Below are 19,659 nucleotides of genomic sequence, written 5' to 3' on the forward strand. Positions count from 1 at the left end.
CCCTTCGTACGAGAAGACTACACGATCCCGGTCCGAATGCCAGACCGCCCGCCCCGGCCGGGACCGGAGCGGGCGGTGGGACCGGATCAGCCGCCGCCGGACTTCAGCTGCGGCGTGTTCTGCGTGCGTCGCAGGTACTGCGAATCGTTGCGCCGGCGCGCCTCGATCTCGCCCGCGGTCTGGCAGGTCTTGACCGGGATGTTCGAGCCGATCGGCTTCTCGTTCTTGCAGATCAGGCGCTCGTTGTCGCGCTTGGCGAGGATGGCATTGACCTCTTCCTGCTTGTTGAACATCGCCGTCTTGTCGGCGTCGCTCATCTGCGACACCTCGGTCTTGTCACCGAACAGGCGCTCCATCTCGTCGAGGCGCGCGTTGACCCGGCTGCGCTCGTCCGGCGTCACGTACGAGTAACGGCCGCCCGCGTCCATCTGCTTGCGCACCCAGCTGGAAACCGTCTCGAACGCGGTCTTGCTGCTGGCGTTGACGGCGGGGTCGATCCTGTCCTTGGCCGCGAGCGGCAGCGACAGGAGGACGGCGACGGCGAAGGCGAACGAAAGAACGGGCTTCATCACAACAGGTTCTCCGGAACGGAACTGGGTGGGGGCGCCCTGCCCGCCGGGCGGACGGGGCACCGGATGGAATCACCGCACGCGGCGGGTATCGGGAAGGGTTCAGCGCCCGCCGGAGGTGAGCTGGAGGCGCTGCGTCGCGGTGAGCATGTGCGGGATGCCGCATCCGCCCTCGCCGCGGTTCGGCGCGCTGCCGGTGCACTGCGAGTGGGCCCAGGTATCCATCTGGCGTTGCGTCTCGCGACGCGCTTCCTTGGCCTGTGCGTTGGTGTGGCAGTACGTTTCCATGATGTGCGAGCCGGCCTTGGTGCGGCGCTCGCAGATCACGCGGTCGTTCTCGCGATTGACCTTGGCGACCGCGCGGGTCATGCGGCTCGTCGCCGGGCCTGCCTGCTCGGCCAGCATGCTGTCATGCGTGGCGAGCATCGCGTTGACTTCTTCCTGCGTGTTGTACAGCGCGATCTTGTCTTCCGCGCGCATGCGGTCGATCGAGCCGTTCCTGTCGAAAAGATCCTGCATACGCGCGAACTTCGCATCCAGCGCCACGCGATCGGCCGGATCGAGCGAGGCGTAGCGGCCACCCGCCTTCATCTCGTCGTGGACCCAGGTGACGACCTGCTGGAACGTGTCGGCGCTGTCGGCGTTCGTCGCCTGCCGGTAGCTGGATTCCTTGGCCTGGATCGTGCCCGCGAGACATGCCAGCGCGCCAGCGCACAGCATCGTGATCATCGGTTTCATGCGACTACCCCTCGTTTTCGTGGCGCGGCTGTCCGCGCGGATCGCTCGCGGCGCCAGGCGGCGGAGGAGCACGCGCCTATCCTAGGAACCCCGCGCGCGCGTGTCAACGAGTGCTGTCGTACTATTTTTTTCGTGCTACACGACGGGGCGGGCGCCGTTGCGGTCCGCGCCCCTGCTCGAGGAACTCGATGATGGCGCCGGCGACGTCGACGCCGCTGGCCGCCTCGATGCCTTCCAGCCCGGGCGACGAATTCACCTCGAGCACGAGCGGCCCCCGCGCGGAGCGCAGCAGGTCGACGCCGGCGACGCCGAGGCCCATGACCTGCGCCGCGCGCACCGCGGTCGCGCGCTCCGCCTCCGACAGCGTCACCGCGCTCGCGCTGCCGCCGCGGTGGATGTTGGCGCGGAAGTCCCCTTCCGGCGCCTGCCGGCGCATCGCCGCCACCACCCGGTCGCCGACCACGAAGCAGCGGAGGTCCGCGCCGTCCGCCTCGCGGATGAACTCCTGCACGAGGAAGTTCGCGTACAGGCTGCGGAACGCCTCGATCATGCCGAGCGCCGCGCCGCGCTTCTCCGCGAGCATCACGCCCTGGCCCTGCGCGCCTTCGTTGAGCTTGATCACGTGCGGCGGCTCGCCGAGCATCGTCAGCAGGTCGCGCGTGTCGTCGGGGTTGTCGCCGAACACGGTCACCGGCAGTTCGATGCCCTCGCGCGCGAGCAGTTGCAGCGCGCGCAGCTTGTCACGCGCGCGCAGGATCGCGTCGGACGAATTGGGCGTGTGCACGCCCATCATCTCGAACTGGCGCACGACCGCGGTGCCGTAGAACGTGATCGACGCACCGATGCGCGGTATCACCGCGTCGAAGCCGCGCAGCGCGCGCCCCTTGCAGTGGATCTCGAAGGCCCCGGCGGCGATGCGCATGTAGCAGCGCAGCGGATCGAGCACGCGCACGCTGTGGCCGCGCGCGCGCGCCGCCTCGACCAGGCGAAGGGTGGAATACAGGCGCGCGTTGCGCGACAGGATGGCGATCTTCATGCGCGGAGCGGCGAGTGACCGGTCGGGACCCGCGGCGGGCGCGGGCAGGTATAGGAAAGGTCCGGATCGATGCGGAACCGCCCGGCGATCGCCGAGCGGCCGAGCAGCAGCGGGAACATCATCGCGCCGCGATCGGACAGGTTCATTTCAGTGGCGAAGCGCTGGCCGGCGATCTCCACCTCGGTGGCGATGAACCAGCGCTCGCTGCGGTGCCCGCCCGAATCGGTCACGTGGCGGCGGTCGAGCACGGGCGCCGCGCACGATGCGTAGCGTTCCAGCTTGCGCCGCAACCGCACCACGAAACGCACCTGCAGCACGCCGCCGGCGTGAAAGGTCTCGATCGCCTCGACGTGCAGCGACGACGAGCGCGCGCCGCTGTCGAGCTTGGCCTTGATCGACCCGATGCCGAGGCCGGGCAGCGACACCCGCTCGCGCCAGCCCAGGCTGGTGCGGACGGCGACCGGCGACGCGGCGGTGGTCGGGGCGTCTTGGGGGGACACGTGCGGAACCTCGGACGGCGCATCGCTGCCGGTGCGACGGCATCGCGGCAATGGAACCGACGTGTCGGCGCGCGCGCCGAACGCGATCGGATGGAGCGGGTGAAGGGAATCGAACCCTCGTCAGTAGCTTGGGAAGCTACAGCTCTACCATTGAGCTACACCCGCGCAGACAACCCGCGGTGCGCACGCGCACCGGCGTCGGCGAAGCGTAGCGGCGGCGTCGCACGCCGACAAGCGGGCGCCGGACCGCCGGCCACGCGGGGCGGCTGAATGCGCGTTCAGCGCCGGTGTGAGGAAGCGTAAGCACCCCGCTGCGGAAAGTCGGCATTCAGCCTCGTTCGGCGGATACTTCTCCCGCCTGTCGACTTCGGGCGGCCGATGCACTGGGGGAATGACGGTCCCACCGCGGCCGGGGTCGGCGTAGGCTCCATGGAGACCATCGATGTACACGAAGCATTTCTTTCCACGTGCGTGGTGCGCCGCCGCACTCGCAACCGTGCTCGGCGCGTTTGCGGGCGCCGCGCTGGCGGACCCACCCGAGCGTGTCGCGCGCGTCGGGTTCCTGCGCGGTGAAGTGAGCTTCCAGCCGGCGGGCGACGATCGCTGGGTCGAGGCGTCGCTGAACCGTCCGCTCGGCACCGGCGACAAGGTTTACACCGATCGGGATTCGCGCGCCGAGTTCGAGGCCGGCGCGGCGGTCATGCGCATCGACGAGCGCACGACCTTCAGCCTGCTCAACCTCGACGACGAGATCGCCCAGGTCGAGCTCACCGAGGGCGTCCTCAGCCTGCGCGTGCGCCGGCTCGAGCGTGGCGAGAGCTACGAGGTCGACACCCCGACGCTCGCGTTCGTCGTCAGCGAGCCGGGCGAGTACCGCATCGACATCTCGCCGCAGGGCGATTCGACGATGGTCACCGTGTTCGACGGCGCCGGCGACGTGTACGGCGAGAACAACGCGAGCTACGGCGTGCGCGCGGGCAACTCGTACCGCTTCAACGATTCCGCGCTGCACGACTACGAAGTGCTCGACCTGCCGCGCGCCGACGACTTCGACAACTGGGTCGCCTCGCGCAACCAGCGCTACCAGCGCTCGGTGTCGAGCCGCTACGTCGCCGACGACATGATCGGTTACGCCGACCTCGACGAAGCCGGTTCGTGGGAAGACGATCGCGAGTACGGCAGCGTCTGGTATCCGACCTCGGTGTCGGTCGGCTGGGCACCGTACCGCTACGGCCACTGGTCGTGGGTCGACCCTTGGGGCTGGACCTGGATCGACAACGCGGCATGGGGCTTCGCGCCGTTCCACTACGGCCGCTGGGTCTACGCGCGCAACCGCTGGGGCTGGTGCCCGGGTCCGCGCCACGTGCGCGCGGTGTACGCGCCGGCGCTGGTCGCCTTCGTCGGTGGCGGTGGCTGGGGCGCGAGCATCTCGGTCGGCGGCGGCCCGATCGGCTGGTTCCCGCTCGGCCCGCGTGACGTCTACGTGCCGTGGTACCGCGCTTCGCGCGACTACTTCCACAACGTCAACGTGCGCAACACGACCGTGATCAACAATACCTACATCACGAACGTGTACAACAACTACTCGGCCGGCCGCCCCATCACCGGCACGCAGTACGCCTACCGCAACAACGTGCAGGCGGTCACCGCGGTGTCGCGTGACGTGTTCGTCGGCGCGCGGCCGGTCGCCGCGTCGCGCGTGCAGGTCAATCCGGCGCAGCTGCGCACCGCCCAGGTGGCGAGCCGGCTCGCGATCGCGCCGACGCCGGCGAGCTTCGTCGCCGCGAACGCGCAGCGCGCGCGCGCCGTGCCGCAGGCCGCGGCGATCGACCGCCGCGTGATCGCGCGCACCGCGCCCCCGCCGCAGCCGATCGCGACGGCGGCGCGCGTGCAGGCGATCCAGCGCAACAACGCGCAGCCGCTGGCGCGCGACGAACAACGCCAGCTCGCCGCGCGCACGGCCGCCGCGCAGCCCGCGGCCGCCCGCCGCGTGCAGGTCGTCGGCGAGGGGCGTGGCGCGACGCCACCGCCGCCGCTGCCGACGCGTGGCGCCGCCGCGGCGCGCCAGCCGGCAGCGGGGCGCGCCGCGCCGGCCAATCCGGCCAACCCGCGCGGCAATGCGCCCGCCGTGGCGCCGCGTGGCGAGAATGCTCGCGTGCCGCAACCCGAGCGCGGCCTGCCGTCGTCGCGCTTCGCACCGCACGGCGAGCGCGCGCAGCCGCGCGGCAATGCCGCTGCAGAGCGGTCGGTATTGCCGCAGCGCGAAGCACCGCAGGCACGCCAGGCGCCACCGCAACGCGAAACGCGTGAAGCCCCGCAGTCGCGCCAGATGCCGCAACGCGAGGCACCACAGACGCGCCAGGTGACGCCGCAGCGCGAAGTGCGCGAGGCGCCGCAGATGCGCCAGGCACCGCCGCAGCGCGAAGTGCGCGAGGCGCCGCAGATGCGCCAGGCCCCGCCGCAGCGCGAAGTGCGCGAGGCACCGCAGATGCGCCAGGCCCCGCCGCAGCGCGAAGTGCGCGAGGCGCCGCAGATGCGCCAGGCCCCGCCGCAGCGCGAAGTGCGCGAGGCACCGCAGATGCGCCAGGCGCCGCCGCAGCGTGAAGTGCGCGAGGCACCACAGATGCGCCAGGCGCCCCCGCCGCGCGAAGTGCGCCAGGCCCCGCAACGCTCGCAGCCGCCGGAGCGGCGCCAGAGCGACAAGAAGGACGACGACGACCACCGCCGCCGTTGAAGCCGAAGGGCAGACCGGACGCCGCGCTTCATGCGCGGCGTCTTTTTCTGCATCAGGCCGGCGGCCAGGTGAAGGCGCAGCGGATGCCCCGCTACAATCGGACCATGGACATCCTCCTCAACGGCGAGCGGCGCGAACTTGCCGGCGACTGCACGCTCGCGCAATTGCTCGACGAAGCCGGCTACGCCGGCCGGCGCGTCGCGGTCGAGGTCAACCGCGAGATCGTCCCGCGCAGCCGGCATGCCGGGCATCGGCTCGCCGACGGCGACCGCGTCGAGATCGTCCACGCGATCGGCGGCGGCTGAGCGGACCCTCCGCCACGACACCGTGCGCAGGTGCGCGCGAATCGGCGAAAATAAGCGTTCGTCCCTTCGATTCCGACGCCATGACCGCCCTCGCCGACTCGCCTCCTGCCACCGACACGCTCGTCATCGCGGGCAAACCGTATCGTTCGCGCCTGTTGACCGGCACCGGCAAGTTCAAGGACCTCGACGAGACGCGCCGCGCGACGGAAGCCGCAGGCGCCGAGATCGTCACCGTCGCGGTCCGCCGCACCAATATCGGGCAGGACCGCGACGCGCCGAACCTGCTCGACGTGCTGCCGCCGGACCGCTACACGATCCTGCCGAACACCGCAGGCTGCTACAGCGCCGACGAGGCGGTGCGCACCTGTCGCCTCGCGCGCGAACTGCTCGACGGCCACACCCTGGTCAAGCTCGAGGTCCTCGGCGACCAGAAGACGCTGTTCCCGGACGTCGTGCAGACGCTCGCGGCCGCCGAAACACTCGTGCGCGACGGCTTCCAGGTGATGGTCTACACGAGCGACGACCCGGTCCTCGCGCGGCGCCTCGAGGAGATCGGCTGCGTCGCGGTGATGCCGCTTGCCGCGCCGATCGGCTCCGGCCTCGGCGTGCAGAACCGCTGGAACCTGCTCGAGATCGTCGACAACGCGAAGGTGCCGGTCATCGTCGACGCTGGCGTCGGCACCGCCTCCGACGCGTCGATCGCGATGGAGCTCGGCTGCGACGGCGTGCTCATGAACACCGCGATCGCGGGCGCGAAGGATCCGGTGCTGATGGCGCACGCGATGAAGCTCGCGGTCGAGGCCGGGCGCGCCGCGTTCCGCGCCGGGCGCATCCCGCGCAAGCGCCATGCCTCCGCATCGAGCCCGGTCGAGGGAATGATCTAGTGCGCCCGGCCATCCGCACCCGGCCGCGCCCGACCACGCCCGCGCGCCACGCAGACGCCGGTGGGTCATCCGCGCATGGATGAACCCGCCAGCCACGAACGGCGCATCCGCAGCTTCGTGCTGCGCCAGGGGCGATTCACGCCTGCGCAGCAGCGCGCGTTCGACGAGCACTGGACGCGCTACGGCATCGACGTCGACCCGGCCGCGACCGCGCCGCGCGATCTCGATGCGCTGTTCGGCCGCCACGCACCGCGCGTGCTCGAGGTCGGTTTCGGCAACGGCGAGCAGCTGCTGCATTCCGCCCGGGCCGAACCGGCGCGCGACTTCATCGGCGTCGAGGTGCATCGCCCCGGCGTCGGCCGCCTCATGAACGCGCTCGCCGACGCGGGCGTCGACAACGTGAGGCTGTACAACCACGACGCGGTCGAGGTGCTCGAGCGCGAGATCGCGCCCGCCTCGCTCGCCGAGGTGCGCATCTACTTCCCCGACCCATGGCACAAGAAGCGCCACAACAAGCGCCGGCTCGTGCAGCCGGCCTTCCTCGCGCTGCTGGCGAGCCGCGTGCAGGCGGGCGGACGCTTGCATTTGGCGACCGACTGGGCCGACTATGCCGAGCATATGCGGGACGTGCTCGCCGCCGCGCCGGACTGGCGCGTCGACGCCGGGCATGCCGATCCGGCCGTCCGCCCGCCGTGGCGCATCGAGACGCATTTCGAACGCCGCGGCCTGCGGCTCGGCCATGGCGTATGGGATTTCGTCCATGTACGAACCTGAGCGTGTCTGACGCGGACAACACAACGGCAACAGCGGCGACGGCCGGCGGGCAGCGCCGCGTCGACGACGCTTCGCCGCCACGCCGCGCCGGGAAGCGCGGCTCGCCGCCGATCGAGTGACACCGAGCCCAGAATGGATGCCGGCCTGACCCTCACCACCAACATGGCACTCGTGTTCGCGCTGCTCGCGTTCACGGTACTCATGCTGGTGCTCGAGTGGATCCGCGCCGATCTCGTCGCCCTGCTCGTGATCGTGGTGATCGGCATCACGCGCCTCCTGCCCGTCGACCAGTTGTTCGACGGCTTCGCCGGCAACGCGGTGATCTCGCTGATCGCGGTGATGATCATGGGCGCGGGGCTCGACCGCACCGGCGTGCTCAACAAGGCGGCCTCGTTCATCCTGCGCCTCGCCGGCGGCGTCGAATCGCGCGTGTCCCTGCTCGTCAACGCGATGGTCGGGTCGATGTCCTCGGTGATCCAGAGCCAGGCGCTGTCGGCGCTGTTCCTGCCCGTGGTCAGCCGCGTCAGCGCGCGCACCGGCCTGCCGCTGAAACGGCTGCTGCTGCCGATGGCGTGCATGATCCTGTGCGGCACGAACACGACGATGATCTCCAACTCGCCGCTGATCCTGCTCAACGACCTCATCGTCAGCGCGAACCGCAACCTGCCGCCCGGCGCGCAGACGATCCAGACCTTCACGCTGTTCGCGATCGCGCCGGTCGGCGTGCCGCTGCTGCTCGGTGGCCTCGCCTACTTCGCGCTGTTCACGCGCCGGCTGCTGCCCGGCGACGAGGAGCGGCAGAAGGTCACCCCGGGCCGCACCGAGACCTACTTCGCCGAGACCTACGGCATCGACGGCGAGGTGTTCGAACTCACCGTCACCACCGACAGCCCGCTGGTCGGCATGAGCGTCGCCGAAGTCGAGCAGTTGCGCGGCGCGCCGCTGATCCTCGCCCTCAAGACCGGCAGCGAGGCGCGCCTCGCGCCGCCGGCCGACCAGATGATCTGGGTCGGCAGCGTGCTCGGCGTGCTCGGCAAGCGCGAGGCGGTCGCCGACTTCGCCAACGTGCAGCTGTGCCAGGTGCAGTCGCGCCTGCGCAATTTCGCCGACCTGTTCAATCCCGCGCGCGCGGGCATCTCCGAAGTCGTGATCCCGCCCAACTCGACCTGGATCAAGAAGACCGTCGGCGAGCTGCGCCTGCGCAAGACCTATGCGATCTCGGTGCTCGCGGTGAACCGCGGCGAACAGGTGTTCCGCGAGGACGTGCGCCAGGTCGCGCTGCGCCCGGGCGACACGCTCGTGCTGCACAGCTTCTGGCGCGACCTCGCGCAGACGGCGGAGTCGCGCGACTTCGTCGTCGTCACCGACTACCCGAAGGAAGAGCACCGGCCGAGCAAGATCTGGCACGCCGCGACCTTCTTCGCGATCGCGATGGGCCTGGGCCTGTTCACCGACCTCAGGCTGTCGATCGCGATGCTCGTCGGTGCCGTAGGCATGCTGCTGACCGGCGTGCTCGACATGGACGAGGCGTACGGCGCGATCAACTGGAAGACGATCTTCACCCTCGCCTGCCTGATCCCGCTCGGCGCGGCGATGGACTCGACCGGCGCCGCCGCGTGGATCGCCCAGGAAGTGCTGAAGTACCTCGGCGGCTGGCCGCAATGGGGCCTGCAGGCGGTCGTCGCCGTGCTCACGCTGCTCATCGCCCAGGTCGTGTCGAACGTCGGCGCGACCGTGATGATGGTGCCGATGGCGATCAACGTCGCGCTCGCCTCGGGCGGCAACCCCGCGCTGTACGCCCTGGTCGTCGCGGTATCGACCTCGAATGCGTTCATCCTGCCGAGCGCGAACCCGGTCATCATGATCGTGAGTGGCCCGGGTGGCTACCGCGCGCGCGACTTCCTGCGCGTCGGCATCCCGCTGACCGTCCTCATGCTCGTGATCCTGCTCGCCAGCGTGAACTTCTGGTTCGATCGCGCCTGACCGGCCGCGTTTGCGCAATACCGGCAACCCGTGCCCGGCGTAAGATCGGCGCGGAGACCACGACCGCACGGACGCGCCCCATGCAGGAGGTGCTGCCCCCATGAGCCGATACGCCCTGGTTGTGCTTCTCGCCGCTTCCGCTTCCAGCGGCACGGCGCTCGCCGATGGTTGTCGCGTGACCGGCACGGTCTACGCTGCCGACGGACGCCCGCTGCGCTCGGCGGTGCTCCGCCTCGTCGACCTCGAGACGCGGCAGGCGGCGTTCAGCGCCGCGGACGCGAAGGCGGATTTCAGCTTCGACGCCGTCGCGCCCGCCGACATCGGCCGCTATCGCATCGACGTGCTCAGCGCGCCGACGACCGTCACCGGCTCGCGCATCCCGACCCGCTCGATCCTCGGCACGACGCCGGTGTTCGCCTGCGGCTCGGGCCAGCTCGCGCGCCAGGACGTGCGCGTGCAGGTCGACTGAAGCCGCTCAGCGCAGGCGGACGCTGCCGTCGACGACTTCGACCGGCAGCCCGGCAAGGCCGTTGCTGCACGGCCCGCCGAGGCAGGCACCGTCCACGACGCGGAATGTCGCGCCGTGGGCGGCACAGACGAGGCGGCCGTCGCTGACGAGGAAGCGCCCCGGCGCATAGTCGAGGCGACGGCCCGCGTGCGGGCATTCGTTGTGGTACGCGAAGACGCGCTCGCCCTGGCGCAACAGGATCAGTTCGAAACCACCGGTCGAACTGTCCACCTGCACCGCGATCGCGCCGCCGTCGTCGATGTCGTCGAGCCGGCACAGCGGCGCGGAAGGATCCATGGCATCCAGCACTTGTCGGGGCGGGCCAGCAGCCCCTATGTTGGGGCAAGGCGTGTCCGGAAGGGCGCGCATTCTGGCACACGAACCGCCGGCATGCCCGGAAGGCAGCGCGGTTCAGGTCCGCCAGGAGGCGTCCTGGCCAGCGTCAGCGGGCCGGAGCGGCCCGCATCCCGTCCACGGAGTCGTACCCATGTTGCACGCCGGCCTTCGCCTCGTGAAATCCCGCCATCCCCTCGCCCGCCTGCTCGCCGCGGTGATCGCGATCGTGTTCGTGGCCGGGCTCGTCGCGGTCGGCGTATTCGCCTTCGCGGTGCTCGTCGTCGGCGGCGCGCTGTTCGCGCTCGGGCGCGCGCTGCGCGCGGCGTCGCGACCAGCGGCCGCGCCCGCGCGCAGCACGGCACGGCCCGGCGTCATCGAGGGTGAGTTCACCGTGGTCGCCGACGGCCCGGCGCGCAAGCGGGCACCGAGCGGCGCCTGATGCCGATGGCTCCATGAAATAGACACACGGCGGGCCTCGCTGCGTCAGCTCGCCGGCGCTATACCTGACCACGGGCGCAACCGCGGCCTGCACGAGCGCGGGAGCACCCGGCGCGTGCGGCCGCGGATTCCCGGTCGCCTCCTCATCCGAGACCTTTCCACCATGAACGACCTGTCCCGCAGCGGTCGCCTCGACGCTTCCGCTCCGACCCGATGGTTCGGGCCACGCCTGCTCGTGCCGCTCGCGCTGCTGTCGCTGTACTTCGTCTGGGGTTCGACCTACCTCGCGATCCGCGTTGCAGTGGCGAGCTGGCCGCCGTTCCTGATGGCGGCGGTGCGCTTCCTCTGCGCGGGCGGCGCGCTCTACGCGTTCCTGCGCTGGCGCGGCATGGTCGCACCGACGCGGCGCCAATGGCTCAACTCGGCAGCGACCGGCGTCATGCTGCTCGGCTTCGGCAACGGCCTGGTCTGCTATGCGGAGCAGAGCGTCGCCTCCGGCCTCGCCGCGGTCGCGGTCGCGAGCATGCCGCTGTTCGCCGCGATCTTCGGCGGCATCTACGGCCACTGGCCGCGCCGGCTCGAATGGCTCGGCCTCGGCGTCGGGTTCGCCGGCGTGATCCTGCTCAACCTCGGCGGCAGCATGGCCGGTTCGCCGATCGGTGCGATCGCGCTCGTCGTCGCCGCGGGCTCGTGGGCGTTCGGCTCGGTCTGGAGCAAGCGCCGCGACATGCCGCCCGCAGCGATGAACACCGCCGCGCAGATGCTCACCGGCGGCGCCGTGCTGCTCGTGTTCGCGCTGCTCATCGGCGAACGCCTGCCGGTTTCGCCGCCGTTGTCGGCGAACCTCGCCCTCGTCTACCTCGCCATCGCCGGCTCGCTGATCGGCTTCAGTGCCTACCTCTACCTGCTCAACACCGTGCGTCCCGCGCTCGCGACGAGCTATGCCTACGTCAATCCGCCCGTCGCGGTGCTCGTCGGAGCGCTGTTCGGCGGCGAGGCCGTGCACGGCCTCGACATCGTCGCGATGGGAGTGATCCTCGGCGGCGTGGCGTTGATCGCGTTGGCGCGGGAGCGAGCGGCGTAACGCCGCCGCGCCGAGGACCTGCGCCAAGGGGCGAACGGGACGAAATCCCGTCGCGCGTGCCGCGCTCGCTGAGTCCCTACGGATGCGGTGCGGGTCACGGTCGCGCGACGGCGTTGCGGCGGCCCGTTCCAGGGGAAAACGGGCCGCCACCACGCGCGGACTCAGAGTTCGCGCAATGCCGTCGTCACCGGCAAGCGCGCCGCGCGCAGCGCCGGATAGAGGCCGCCGATGAAGCCGATCGCGAGCGCCCACTTGAGGCCGGTCCACAGCACGGACGGCGCGACGTTGAACTGGAACGTGAGCTGGCCGGTCGTGCCGGCGGCGAGTGTCGAGGCGGTGTAGCCGTTGAACACGAGCCAGGCGACGAGGCCGCCGAGCACGCCGCCGACGAGGGCGAGCAGCATCGTCTCCAGCATGATCGCGATGACGACCGGCACGCCGCGGAAGCCGATCGCGCGCAAGGTCGCGATCTCCCGCGCGCGCGTCGCCACCGCCGCGAACATCGTGTTGAGCGCGCCGAACACCGCGCCGATCGCCATGATCGCTCCGACCACGATGCCGATCGCGGTGATCACCTTCGAGGTGCCTTCCGACTGCTTGCTGAAATAGTCGACCGTGGTCTCGACGTCGACCTGCAGGCGCGGATCCGAGACGAGCGCCGCCTTGAACGGCTCGAATGCCTCGGGGCCGGTCAGGCGCGCGAACACCGAGGTCGAGCTGTTCGCACCGTTCGGCCGGTAGGTCGGCCCGACCACGTCGGCATCGCCCCAGAGCTCCGACTCCATCGCATCGTTCGACTCGAAGATGCCGACGATCTTCCAGGTCTGGTTGCCGAGCTTGATCTCGTGGTCGACCTCGAGGCCGTCGAACTGGCGCTGCGCGCCCCGGCCCGCGACGAGTTCGCGCAGGCCCGGCGTGAACCTGCGACCTTCGACGATCTTCGCGTTGGTGCGCAGCTTCCACGCCATCTCCCCGATGCCACGCAGTTGCACGCTGCCGAAGTCCTCCTCGGGATTGCCACCCTTCATCGGCAGGTTCGCCGCGACGACGAGCTCGGGCGAGGCGATCGGCCGGCCCTGCTCGTCCCTGGCGATGCCGGGTGCCTGCGCGATGACGACCGCGGCATCATGGCCGAGCACCGAGGAGACCTCCGACGCCGACGCGCCACGCAGCACGATCGCGGTGTCCTCGCCGCCGGTGCGACGCAGGGTCTCGCGATAGCCGTTGGCCATCGCGAGCATCGCGACGAGCACCGCGACGACGCCGGCGATGCCGACGACGATGACCGCGGACGACCCGAGCCGTTCGCGCAGGGTACTGACGCCGATCGCCGTGACCGACGCCGCCTGCTGGCCGCGTCGCGTCAGCGACATCCACAGGCCGAGCACGAGTGCAAGCAGCAGCAGGCCAGGCCAGGGCGACACGAGAAACACGACCACGCCGACGATGACGACGATGAACGTGGCGAGTCCAATCAGGAATTTCATGCCGTTCTCCTTCAGCGTCCAGCCAGCGCATCGACGATGTTGAGGCGCATCGCGCGGATCGCCGGCACCGCGCCGACGACCACGCCGATCACGACCGCGAGCGCGACGCCGAGTCCCCAGCTCTTCGCACCGACGTGCGCGCCATTGATCATGCCGCCGCTCATCGCGGGCAATGCGGCGCCGATGAGGCTGACCAGCGCGAGCCCGACGAGCCCGCCGAGCAGGAGCAGCAGCACCGATTCGGCGAGCACCATGCCGAGCACCTTGCGGCTCGAGAATCCGATCGTCTTCAGCACCGCGAGTTCGTTCGTGCGCTCGCGCACCGCCTGCATCATCGTGTTGCCGGTCAGCAGCACGAGGGTGAAGAACACCGCGCCCATGATCGAGGTGACGATGAGGCCGATGTCGGCCATCTGCTTGATCCAGTTCCTCGTCGCCGCCTGTTCGGTCTGCGTCTTGGTCTCGTGGTCGGAATTGGCCGAGATCGCGTCGATCGCCTTGGCGATGCGGTCGGACTCGTTGACGTCGTCGACGCGGGTCACGTACCAGCCCACCGAACCGCGGTTGTAGGGCGTCGTCTCGTCGAAGGTCTTCCAGTGCAGCACGATCATCTGGCTCTGGAACGCCTTGTTGTCCTTCGATTTCATCGTGCCGACGATCTGGAAGTTCCAGTTCTTGCTGCCTTCCTTGTTCGGGAAGATCTGCGACTGCAGCGGCAGCCGGTCGCCGATCTTCCAGTTGTACTTCTTCATGAGGATGTCGCCGACGAGCACGCCGTCGGCGGTCGCGTCGAACGCCTTGCGCTCGGCCGGATCGACTTCGACCTCGGGATAGACGTCGAGGTAGTTGTCGCTGACCGCGAACGTGAAGATCTGGTTGTGCGGGTCCTGGTAGGCACCGCCGAACCAGTTCGCGTGCGCGACGTCCTTGACGCCGGGGACCTGCGCGATCCGCTGCTGCAGGCTCTTCGGCAACGGCTGGATGAACGAGAGTTTCGCGCCGGTCTGCAGGCGCTCGGCGCCATTGGCCGACTGCCCGGCTTCGGCGAACGAGACGCGCACCGCGTCGAGCAGGCCGAACAGCAGGAACGCCATGATGATCGACAACAGGGTGAGGATCGTGCGGGTCTTGCGCCGGAACAGCGCCGCCCAGATCAGGTGGAGGTATTTCATTGGCATCGCCTCTTGAGGGCTGAGGGCTGAGGGTCGGGAAGCTGCGGGCGGAGCGCGGGGGCTCCCGCTCTCAGCCCTCGGCCCTCAGCCCCTGCTGTTCGACCAGCGTGCCCTTGTCCAGATGCAGCGTATGGCTCGCGTACTCGGCCGCCTTCGGGTCGTGCGTGACCATGATGATCGTCTTGCCGTGTTCGCGATTGAGCGTCTGCAGCAGGCCGAGCACGTCCTCGGCCGACTGGCGATCGAGGTCGCCGGTCGGCTCGTCGCAGACGAGCAGGTCCGGATCGGAGACGATCGCGCGCGCGATCGCGACGCGCTGCTGCTGGCCGCCCGAGAGTTCGGTCGGCTTGTGTGCCGCGCGTTCGGCGAGGCCGACGAGCTGCAGCGCGATGCTCGCGTTCTTCCTGCGCTGCGCCGCCGACAGGTTGGTCAGCAGCAGCGGCAGCTCGACGTTCTTCTGCGCCGACAGCATCGGCAGCAGGTTGTAGAACTGGAAGATGAAGCCGACGTGCTCGGAGCGCCACTTCGCCAGCGCGCCTTCGCCGAGGCGATCGATGCGTTCGCCGCCGACGCTGATGCTGCCGTCGGTGGGCGAATCGAGGCCGCCGATGAGGTTCAGCAGCGTCGTCTTGCCGGAACCGGACGGACCCATCAGCGCGAGGAAGTCGCCCTTCGCGATGTCGAGTTCGATGTGGTGCAGCACTTCGACCTTCTGCTTGCCGCGCTCGTACACCTTGCTGACGTTGCGGATCTCGACCAGGTTCGCCATGACGTAGTCCTCGGATGTGCAGATCATTCACCGTTCGCCGCCGCCGCGGCGCCGTGTTGCCTCGTACCGCTATTTCCTGATCGCGACGCGCGCGCCGTCGACGAGTTCCGCCGTCGGCTGGCGCACGATGCGCGTGCCGAGGCCGATGCCTTCGACGAGCCGCTGGTCGGCGTATGCCTGTCCCGGCGTCACGGGGCGCAGACGCGCGCGATCGCCGTCGAGCGCGAACACGACGCTCCTGCCGTCGCGCTGCACGACGCTCGAGGACGGGACGAGCACCCCCTTGGGCGGTTCGGCCACGGCCGCCTGCGACTTGGCCGAATCCTCGAGGAACGACACGCGCACACCCATGTCGGGCACGATGCGTGCGTCCTTCTGCTCCATCGCGACGCGCACCTTCACGGTCGCCTTGCCACGGTCGGCGGTCGGGATGATCGCGATCACGTGGCCGGGGATCTTCCAGTCCGGGTACGCGTCGAGGACCGCCTCGACCGGTTGCTTCGCGGCGACGCGGTTGATGTAGGACTCGTTGACGTCGACCTCGACCTCGAGCGAATCCATGTCGACGATCGTGCCGACGCCGGTGCGCGTGAAGCCGCCACCGGCCGACAGCGGCGAGACGATCTCGCCCGGCTGCGCCGCCTTCGCGATCACCACCCCGGCGAACGGCGCGCGCACCGTGCAGTAGTCGAGCTGCACGCGCGCACCGTCGACCGCGGCCCTGGCGACGTCGACCTGTCGCCGCTGCGACTCGAGCTGGGCCGCCTGCGCGTCGACCTGCGTGCGCGCCAGTTCGACCGCCTGCTTCGACACGAGCTTGCGCCCGACCAGTTCCTCCGCACGCGCGACGTCGCGCCGGCTCTGCGCGAGCTGTGCGGCGACCTGGGCGAGTTGCGCCTGCGCCGCGCGATATCCGGCTTCGGCCTGGGCGAGCTGCGCGCGCTGCGCGGTGTCCTCGAGATGCGCGAGCACCTGACCCGCCTCGACGCGCTCGCCTTCCTCGATCAGCACGTCGACGAGCGTGCCGGTGATCTGCGCCGACACCGTCGCCTGGCGCCGCGCCGTCACATAGCCGGTCGCCTGCAGCACCGCGAGCGGACCGGTGCCGGCCGCGCTCGGTGCATTCGCGGTGACCGCTTCCACTTCGATCGCCTTCGCGTCGCGCAGGAACCACCAGCCGCCGACCGCGCCGATGCCGAGCACGAGCACGCCGACGAGCGCGCCGATCCAGACGCCCGCGCCGCGACCGGCATGCGCCGCCGGCGCGTTGCGATCGATGCGAAGTTGCTGCAAAAGATCCGATTTCTCCATGCCACACCGCTCCCGCGTGGACGCACAGCCCTCAAGTCTGCCATAGACTGGCGTTGCACCCGTTGCCGTACAAGGCAGGGCGATCACGCGACGGAGATGACAGATGTCAGGCGCAGCAGCGGGCTATTCCGGCAAACCGGTCTGGCAAAAACTCGGCCTTGCCGCGGAACGGCGCGTGCTCGTGCGCCACGCGCCGTCGGACTACGCCGCACTCGTCGGCATGCCACCGCCCCTGCTGCGGCTCGTCGGTCCGCGCGCGGCGTTCGACCTCGCGCACGTGTTCGTCACGACGCGCGCGCAACTCGCCGCCGAACTCGCCGCGCTCGATGCGCGCCTGCCCGACGACGGGACGATCTGGGTGTCGTGGCCGAAGAAGAGCTCCGGCGTCGCGACCGACGTCGTCGAGGACGCGGTGCGCGAGGTCGCGTTGCCGCTCGGCCTCGTCGACGTCAAGGTGTGCGCGGTCGATGCGACGTGGTCCGGCCTCAAGCTCGTGCGGCGTCGCGAGCGGCGCGGCCCGCGCTGACGACTGCTATCCTGCGCCGGTCGCGCAGCGGACCATCGCCCATGACCTTCGCCATCCCCGCACCGTTCGTGCCGAGCCTGCCGGTCGCCGGCGACGACATGCGTTTCCCGATCCGGCGCATCTACTGCATCGGCCGCAACTACGCGGATCACGCGAAGGAGATGGGCGCAGCCGTCGAACGCACGCAGCCGATGTTCTTCATGAAACCGGCCGACGCGATCGTCGCCGACGATGGCGACATCGCCTACCCGACGGCCACGGCCGACCTGCACCACGAAGTGGAGATGATCGTCGCGCTCGCGCGCGGCGGCCATGACATCCCGAGGGAGCACGCGCTCGACTGCGTGTTCGGCTACGGCGTCGGCCTCGACCTCACGCGCCGCGACCTGCAGGCGGCGGCGAAGGCGAAGGGCCATCCATGGGACGTCGCGAAAGGCTTCGATGCATCCGCGCCGGCGTCGGCGCTGCGCCGCGTCGCCGACATCGGCCATCCGCGCCATGCGCGCATCTCGCTCGAGGTCAATGGCGAGCTGCGCCAGCAGGCCGACATCGCCGAGATGATCTTCGACGTCGCCGCGATCATCCATGAGCTGTCGCGTCTGTGGGCGCTCGCGCCGGGCGATCTCGTCTACACCGGCACGCCCGCCGGCGTCGCGGCTCTGCAGCGGGGCGACCACGTGGTCGCCTCGCTCGACGGCATTGCACGTCTGGAGGGACGGATCGTGTGAACGGCGCGCGGCGACGAACGCCGATCGCCGCCGCGCTCGCATGGCTGCTGGCGTTCGGCGCGGCCGCGCACGCGCAGTCGATCCGCGACGCGAACGTCGCCGCCGGCCGCATACGCAGCGACCTGCCTGCCGGCGTCGGCGTCGGCGACCATTGGCTCGAGATCGCCTACGGCCAGGCCGGCGCGGAGGGCTGCCTGTGGGATTCGGCCGCCTCGTTCTCCGCCTGCCCGGGCCGCGCCGGTTGGCCGGATCGCCCCGACGGCACGCCGGTCTGGGCCGGCGTGCAACAGCGCAGCGTCGCCTGTGGCGGATCGCCGACGCGTGTCGGCGATTCGTGGATCGGCTGCCTCGCGTACGACCAGAACCCGTACGTCGCGCTCGGCAATCCCGGCGACGCGTACTGGGTACTCGTCGCCAACGACGAGCCGAGCTTCGACCAGTGCAACGAAGGCCCGCCGGGCTCGTCGCATCGCGTCGCCGGCGCCAGCGCGCAACCGCGCACGATGTTCAAGCTCGACGTGCTGTCGAACGCGACGGCGCCGGGCAGGCGCCTGCGCTTCGCGATCGATCTCGGCGACAAGGATTTCTTCTGCGCGCGGACGAACCGCTACGAATACAGCATCCCGTTCCTCTCGGCGCACAGGATGCGCGCGGCAACGACGGTCCGGTCGGTTACGTGAACCGGCGCGGCTCGCCGCGGGGCACGATCGTCTTCGACGCGCGGATCAGCAGCCACGCCACGATCGCCTGCCGCGCCGGCACCGAGTCGATCTGCTCGCCGTCCTCGCTCGGCGTGCATGCCGGCGTGTACGCTTACGCGACCTGGGCAGGCGTTCCGCGCCTCGTCTTCGTCGACCTGCACGGCTCGGGCGTGCTCGACTATTCCAGCGGGCCTCCCGGCGAATCGAAGTGGAACTGGCCGGTGCGGGACAGCTTCCAGTATCCCGGCGCGGAGGTCCTGTTCTTCGTCGCCGGAAGCTCGATGGCCACCTACTGCGGCATCGACGTCGCGCGCCTGCCGCTGACGGGCACGCGCGTGCGCTACGCGATCGACTTCGGCAAGGTGCTCGCGTGCGCCGACGCGCGCGGCCTCGCCGGCGACCCGATGCCGGCCGGTGACATCGCGCTCGACGGCGTGCACTGGTACATCGAAGGTTCGGGCACGCAGGGCTCGCTCGGGCTCGAAGTCTCGGCCGTCGAGACCGCGCTGTTCGTCGACGGCTTCGACTGAGCAGCGACCGCCGCGGCCGCATCCTCGCAAACATCTGTTGCAGCGCGACGGACCGCGTCGCGCGATCGCGCTAAAGTGCGGATGCCGAGGCATCGGCGCGACGTCCGACCCCTGGAGGAAACCGCAATGGGCATGCTTTCCGAGTTCAAGGCCTTCGCAATGCGCGGCAACGTGATGGACCTCGCCGTCGGCGTGGTCATCGGCGCCGCATTCGGCAAGATCGTCACCTCGCTCGTCGACCAGGTCATCATGCCGCCGATCGGCATGCTCATCGGCGGCGTCGATTTCTCCGCCTACAAGTGGGTGCTGCAGCCCGCCGGCCCCGACGGCAAGGGCGAGGTCGCACTGCAGTACGGCGCGTTCATCAACACGGTCATCCAGTTCCTCATCGTCGCGCTCGCGATCTTCATCGTGGTCAAGATCATGAACCGCATGATCAGGAAGGAAGAAGCCGCGCCGGCGCCGCCGTCCGCGGAAGTCGTGCTGCTCACCGAGATCCGCGACCTGCTCAAGAAGGGCTGAACCGGCGGCGTCACCCGTCTTCGG

22 protein-coding genes and 1 tRNA gene are annotated in these 19,659 nt (G+C 70.1%); 13 read left to right on the forward strand and 10 right to left on the reverse strand.

Annotated elements, in window-relative coordinates; translation table 11 throughout:
- Positions 1–86: 86 nt before the first annotated feature.
- The 5 genes from EV148_RS01125 to EV148_RS01145 form a co-directional block, all read right to left on the reverse strand.
- On the reverse strand, positions 87–569 hold the full coding sequence (locus EV148_RS01125) for a hypothetical protein (RefSeq protein WP_131992213.1): 483 nt from the start codon (positions 567–569) through the stop codon (positions 87–89).
- A 102-nt stretch (positions 570–671) separates the two neighbouring features.
- Positions 672–1,307: a hypothetical protein gene (locus EV148_RS01130; RefSeq protein ID WP_131992216.1), complete on the reverse strand. Its 636-nt coding sequence runs from the start codon at positions 1,305–1,307 to the stop codon at positions 672–674.
- Between the two features lie 121 nt (positions 1,308–1,428).
- Complete coding sequence (rimK, locus tag EV148_RS01135) at positions 1,429–2,343, reverse strand: 30S ribosomal protein S6--L-glutamate ligase (RefSeq protein WP_131992219.1); 915 nt, start codon at positions 2,341–2,343, stop codon at positions 1,429–1,431.
- Positions 2,340–2,843 carry an ATP-dependent zinc protease family protein gene (locus EV148_RS01140; protein ID WP_131992222.1) on the reverse strand — a complete coding sequence of 168 codons (504 nt, stop codon included), beginning with the start codon at positions 2,841–2,843 and terminating at the stop codon, positions 2,340–2,342. The genes rimK and EV148_RS01140 overlap by 4 nt, the downstream gene beginning before the upstream one ends.
- Positions 2,844–2,934: 91 nt before the next feature.
- Positions 2,935–3,008 (reverse strand) — tRNA-Gly (locus tag EV148_RS01145).
- Between the two features lie 277 nt (positions 3,009–3,285).
- Between EV148_RS01145 and EV148_RS01150 the strand changes: the two genes are divergently transcribed.
- The 6 genes from EV148_RS01150 to EV148_RS01175 all read left to right on the forward strand — a co-directional run bounded on the left by EV148_RS01150 (position 3,286) and on the right by EV148_RS01175 (position 9,992).
- Complete coding sequence (locus EV148_RS01150) at positions 3,286–5,577, forward strand: DUF6600 domain-containing protein (protein WP_131992225.1); 2,292 nt, start codon at positions 3,286–3,288, stop codon at positions 5,575–5,577.
- Between the two features lie 104 nt (positions 5,578–5,681).
- Entirely contained in the window at positions 5,682–5,882 is a 201-nt protein-coding gene (thiS, locus tag EV148_RS01155; RefSeq protein WP_131992228.1) for a sulfur carrier protein ThiS, read from the forward strand.
- An 80-nt stretch (positions 5,883–5,962) separates the two neighbouring features.
- Positions 5,963–6,766, forward strand: a complete 804-nt coding sequence (locus EV148_RS01160; protein ID WP_131992231.1) for a thiazole synthase — start codon at positions 5,963–5,965, stop codon at positions 6,764–6,766.
- Between the two features lie 75 nt (positions 6,767–6,841).
- Entirely contained in the window at positions 6,842–7,540 is a 699-nt protein-coding gene (gene trmB / locus EV148_RS01165; RefSeq protein WP_131992234.1) for a tRNA (guanosine(46)-N7)-methyltransferase TrmB, read from the forward strand.
- 132 nt (positions 7,541–7,672) lie between these two features.
- The gene (locus tag EV148_RS01170) at positions 7,673–9,523 is read left to right on the forward strand and encodes an SLC13 family permease (protein WP_182517137.1); all 1,851 of its coding nucleotides are present in this window, start codon (positions 7,673–7,675) and stop codon (positions 9,521–9,523) included.
- Positions 9,524–9,623: 100 nt separating this feature from the next.
- Positions 9,624–9,992: a hypothetical protein gene (locus tag EV148_RS01175; protein WP_131992237.1), complete on the forward strand. Its 369-nt coding sequence runs from the start codon at positions 9,624–9,626 to the stop codon at positions 9,990–9,992.
- Between the two features lie 6 nt (positions 9,993–9,998).
- Here the strand turns inward: EV148_RS01175 and EV148_RS01180 are convergent, their stop codons facing one another.
- Positions 9,999–10,328, reverse strand: a complete 330-nt coding sequence (locus EV148_RS01180) for a Rieske (2Fe-2S) protein (protein WP_131992239.1) — start codon at positions 10,326–10,328, stop codon at positions 9,999–10,001.
- Between the two features lie 190 nt (positions 10,329–10,518).
- On the opposite strand from EV148_RS01180, the gene EV148_RS01185 reads away from it, so the two are divergent.
- Positions 10,519–10,806 (forward strand): hypothetical protein, encoded by a 288-nt coding sequence (locus EV148_RS01185; RefSeq protein WP_131992242.1) that lies wholly within the window; start codon positions 10,519–10,521, stop codon positions 10,804–10,806.
- Positions 10,807–10,968: 162 nt separating this feature from the next.
- Positions 10,969–11,889 (forward strand): drug/metabolite exporter YedA, encoded by a 921-nt coding sequence (gene yedA, locus EV148_RS01190; protein ID WP_131992245.1) that lies wholly within the window; start codon positions 10,969–10,971, stop codon positions 11,887–11,889.
- A gap of 161 nt (positions 11,890–12,050) precedes the next feature.
- Here the strand turns inward: yedA and EV148_RS01195 are convergent, their stop codons facing one another.
- From EV148_RS01195 to EV148_RS01210, 4 genes are all read right to left on the reverse strand, one after another.
- Positions 12,051–13,376 (reverse strand): ABC transporter permease, encoded by a 1,326-nt coding sequence (locus tag EV148_RS01195; protein ID WP_131992248.1) that lies wholly within the window; start codon positions 13,374–13,376, stop codon positions 12,051–12,053.
- 11 nt (positions 13,377–13,387) lie between these two features.
- Positions 13,388–14,548 carry an ABC transporter permease gene (locus EV148_RS01200; RefSeq protein ID WP_131992251.1) on the reverse strand — a complete coding sequence of 387 codons (1,161 nt, stop codon included), beginning with the start codon at positions 14,546–14,548 and terminating at the stop codon, positions 13,388–13,390.
- Positions 14,549–14,618: 70 nt separating this feature from the next.
- The gene (locus EV148_RS01205) at positions 14,619–15,317 is read right to left on the reverse strand and encodes an ABC transporter ATP-binding protein (RefSeq protein WP_131993905.1); all 699 of its coding nucleotides are present in this window, start codon (positions 15,315–15,317) and stop codon (positions 14,619–14,621) included.
- A 69-nt stretch (positions 15,318–15,386) separates the two neighbouring features.
- Positions 15,387–16,628 (reverse strand): efflux RND transporter periplasmic adaptor subunit, encoded by a 1,242-nt coding sequence (locus tag EV148_RS01210; RefSeq protein WP_131992254.1) that lies wholly within the window; start codon positions 16,626–16,628, stop codon positions 15,387–15,389.
- A 103-nt stretch (positions 16,629–16,731) separates the two neighbouring features.
- Here EV148_RS01210 and EV148_RS01215 point away from each other — a divergent pair, with 103 nt between their 5' ends.
- The 5 genes from EV148_RS01215 (at position 16,732) to mscL (ending at position 19,635) form a co-directional block, all read left to right on the forward strand.
- Positions 16,732–17,154, forward strand: a complete 423-nt coding sequence (locus EV148_RS01215; RefSeq protein WP_131992257.1) for a DUF3052 family protein — start codon at positions 16,732–16,734, stop codon at positions 17,152–17,154.
- 41 nt (positions 17,155–17,195) lie between these two features.
- Positions 17,196–17,882 carry a fumarylacetoacetate hydrolase family protein gene (locus EV148_RS01220; protein ID WP_131992260.1) on the forward strand — a complete coding sequence of 229 codons (687 nt, stop codon included), beginning with the start codon at positions 17,196–17,198 and terminating at the stop codon, positions 17,880–17,882.
- The gene (locus EV148_RS01225; RefSeq protein WP_131992263.1) at positions 17,879–18,562 is read left to right on the forward strand and encodes a hypothetical protein; all 684 of its coding nucleotides are present in this window, start codon (positions 17,879–17,881) and stop codon (positions 18,560–18,562) included. The genes EV148_RS01220 and EV148_RS01225 overlap by 4 nt, the downstream gene beginning before the upstream one ends.
- A complete protein-coding gene (locus EV148_RS01230; protein WP_131992266.1) occupies positions 18,559–19,113 on the forward strand; it encodes a hypothetical protein in 555 nt (184 codons plus the stop codon). The genes EV148_RS01225 and EV148_RS01230 overlap by 4 nt, the downstream gene beginning before the upstream one ends.
- A 126-nt stretch (positions 19,114–19,239) precedes the next feature.
- On the forward strand, positions 19,240–19,635 hold the full coding sequence (gene mscL, locus EV148_RS01235) for a large-conductance mechanosensitive channel protein MscL (protein WP_131992269.1): 396 nt from the start codon (positions 19,240–19,242) through the stop codon (positions 19,633–19,635).
- Positions 19,636–19,659 lie beyond the last annotated feature (24 nt).

Origin of the sequence: Dokdonella fugitiva, from assembly GCF_004342425.1 — a bacterium.
Taxonomy (GTDB): domain Bacteria; phylum Pseudomonadota; class Gammaproteobacteria; order Xanthomonadales; family Rhodanobacteraceae; genus Dokdonella_A; species Dokdonella_A fugitiva.

What these genes read in the sequence shown, in the direction of transcription:
- EV148_RS01125 (WP_131992213.1), bottom strand. Translation starts at nt 569, where the DNA reads ATGAAGCCCGTTCTTTCGTTCGCCTTCGCCGTCGCCGTCCTCCTGTCG.
- EV148_RS01130 (WP_131992216.1), bottom strand. Translation starts at nt 1,307, where the DNA reads ATGAAACCGATGATCACGATGCTGTGCGCTGGCGCGCTGGCATGTCTC.
- rimK (WP_131992219.1), bottom strand. Translation starts at nt 2,343, where the DNA reads ATGAAGATCGCCATCCTGTCGCGCAACGCGCGCCTGTATTCCACCCTT.
- EV148_RS01150 (WP_131992225.1), top strand. Translation starts at nt 3,286, where the DNA reads ATGTACACGAAGCATTTCTTTCCACGTGCGTGGTGCGCCGCCGCACTC.
- thiS (WP_131992228.1), top strand. Translation starts at nt 5,682, where the DNA reads ATGGACATCCTCCTCAACGGCGAGCGGCGCGAACTTGCCGGCGACTGC.
- EV148_RS01160 (WP_131992231.1), top strand. Translation starts at nt 5,963, where the DNA reads ATGACCGCCCTCGCCGACTCGCCTCCTGCCACCGACACGCTCGTCATC.
- trmB (WP_131992234.1), top strand. Translation starts at nt 6,842, where the DNA reads ATGGATGAACCCGCCAGCCACGAACGGCGCATCCGCAGCTTCGTGCTG.
- EV148_RS01170 (WP_182517137.1), top strand. Translation starts at nt 7,673, where the DNA reads ATGGATGCCGGCCTGACCCTCACCACCAACATGGCACTCGTGTTCGCG.
- EV148_RS01175 (WP_131992237.1), top strand. Translation starts at nt 9,624, where the DNA reads ATGAGCCGATACGCCCTGGTTGTGCTTCTCGCCGCTTCCGCTTCCAGC.
- EV148_RS01180 (WP_131992239.1), bottom strand. Translation starts at nt 10,328, where the DNA reads ATGGATCCTTCCGCGCCGCTGTGCCGGCTCGACGACATCGACGACGGC.
- EV148_RS01185 (WP_131992242.1), top strand. Translation starts at nt 10,519, where the DNA reads ATGTTGCACGCCGGCCTTCGCCTCGTGAAATCCCGCCATCCCCTCGCC.
- yedA (WP_131992245.1), top strand. Translation starts at nt 10,969, where the DNA reads ATGAACGACCTGTCCCGCAGCGGTCGCCTCGACGCTTCCGCTCCGACC.
- EV148_RS01195 (WP_131992248.1), bottom strand. Translation starts at nt 13,376, where the DNA reads ATGAAATTCCTGATTGGACTCGCCACGTTCATCGTCGTCATCGTCGGC.
- EV148_RS01200 (WP_131992251.1), bottom strand. Translation starts at nt 14,548, where the DNA reads ATGAAATACCTCCACCTGATCTGGGCGGCGCTGTTCCGGCGCAAGACC.
- EV148_RS01205 (WP_131993905.1), bottom strand. Translation starts at nt 15,317, where the DNA reads ATGGCGAACCTGGTCGAGATCCGCAACGTCAGCAAGGTGTACGAGCGC.
- EV148_RS01210 (WP_131992254.1), bottom strand. Translation starts at nt 16,628, where the DNA reads ATGGAGAAATCGGATCTTTTGCAGCAACTTCGCATCGATCGCAACGCG.
- EV148_RS01215 (WP_131992257.1), top strand. Translation starts at nt 16,732, where the DNA reads ATGTCAGGCGCAGCAGCGGGCTATTCCGGCAAACCGGTCTGGCAAAAA.
- EV148_RS01220 (WP_131992260.1), top strand. Translation starts at nt 17,196, where the DNA reads ATGACCTTCGCCATCCCCGCACCGTTCGTGCCGAGCCTGCCGGTCGCC.
- mscL (WP_131992269.1), top strand. Translation starts at nt 19,240, where the DNA reads ATGGGCATGCTTTCCGAGTTCAAGGCCTTCGCAATGCGCGGCAACGTG.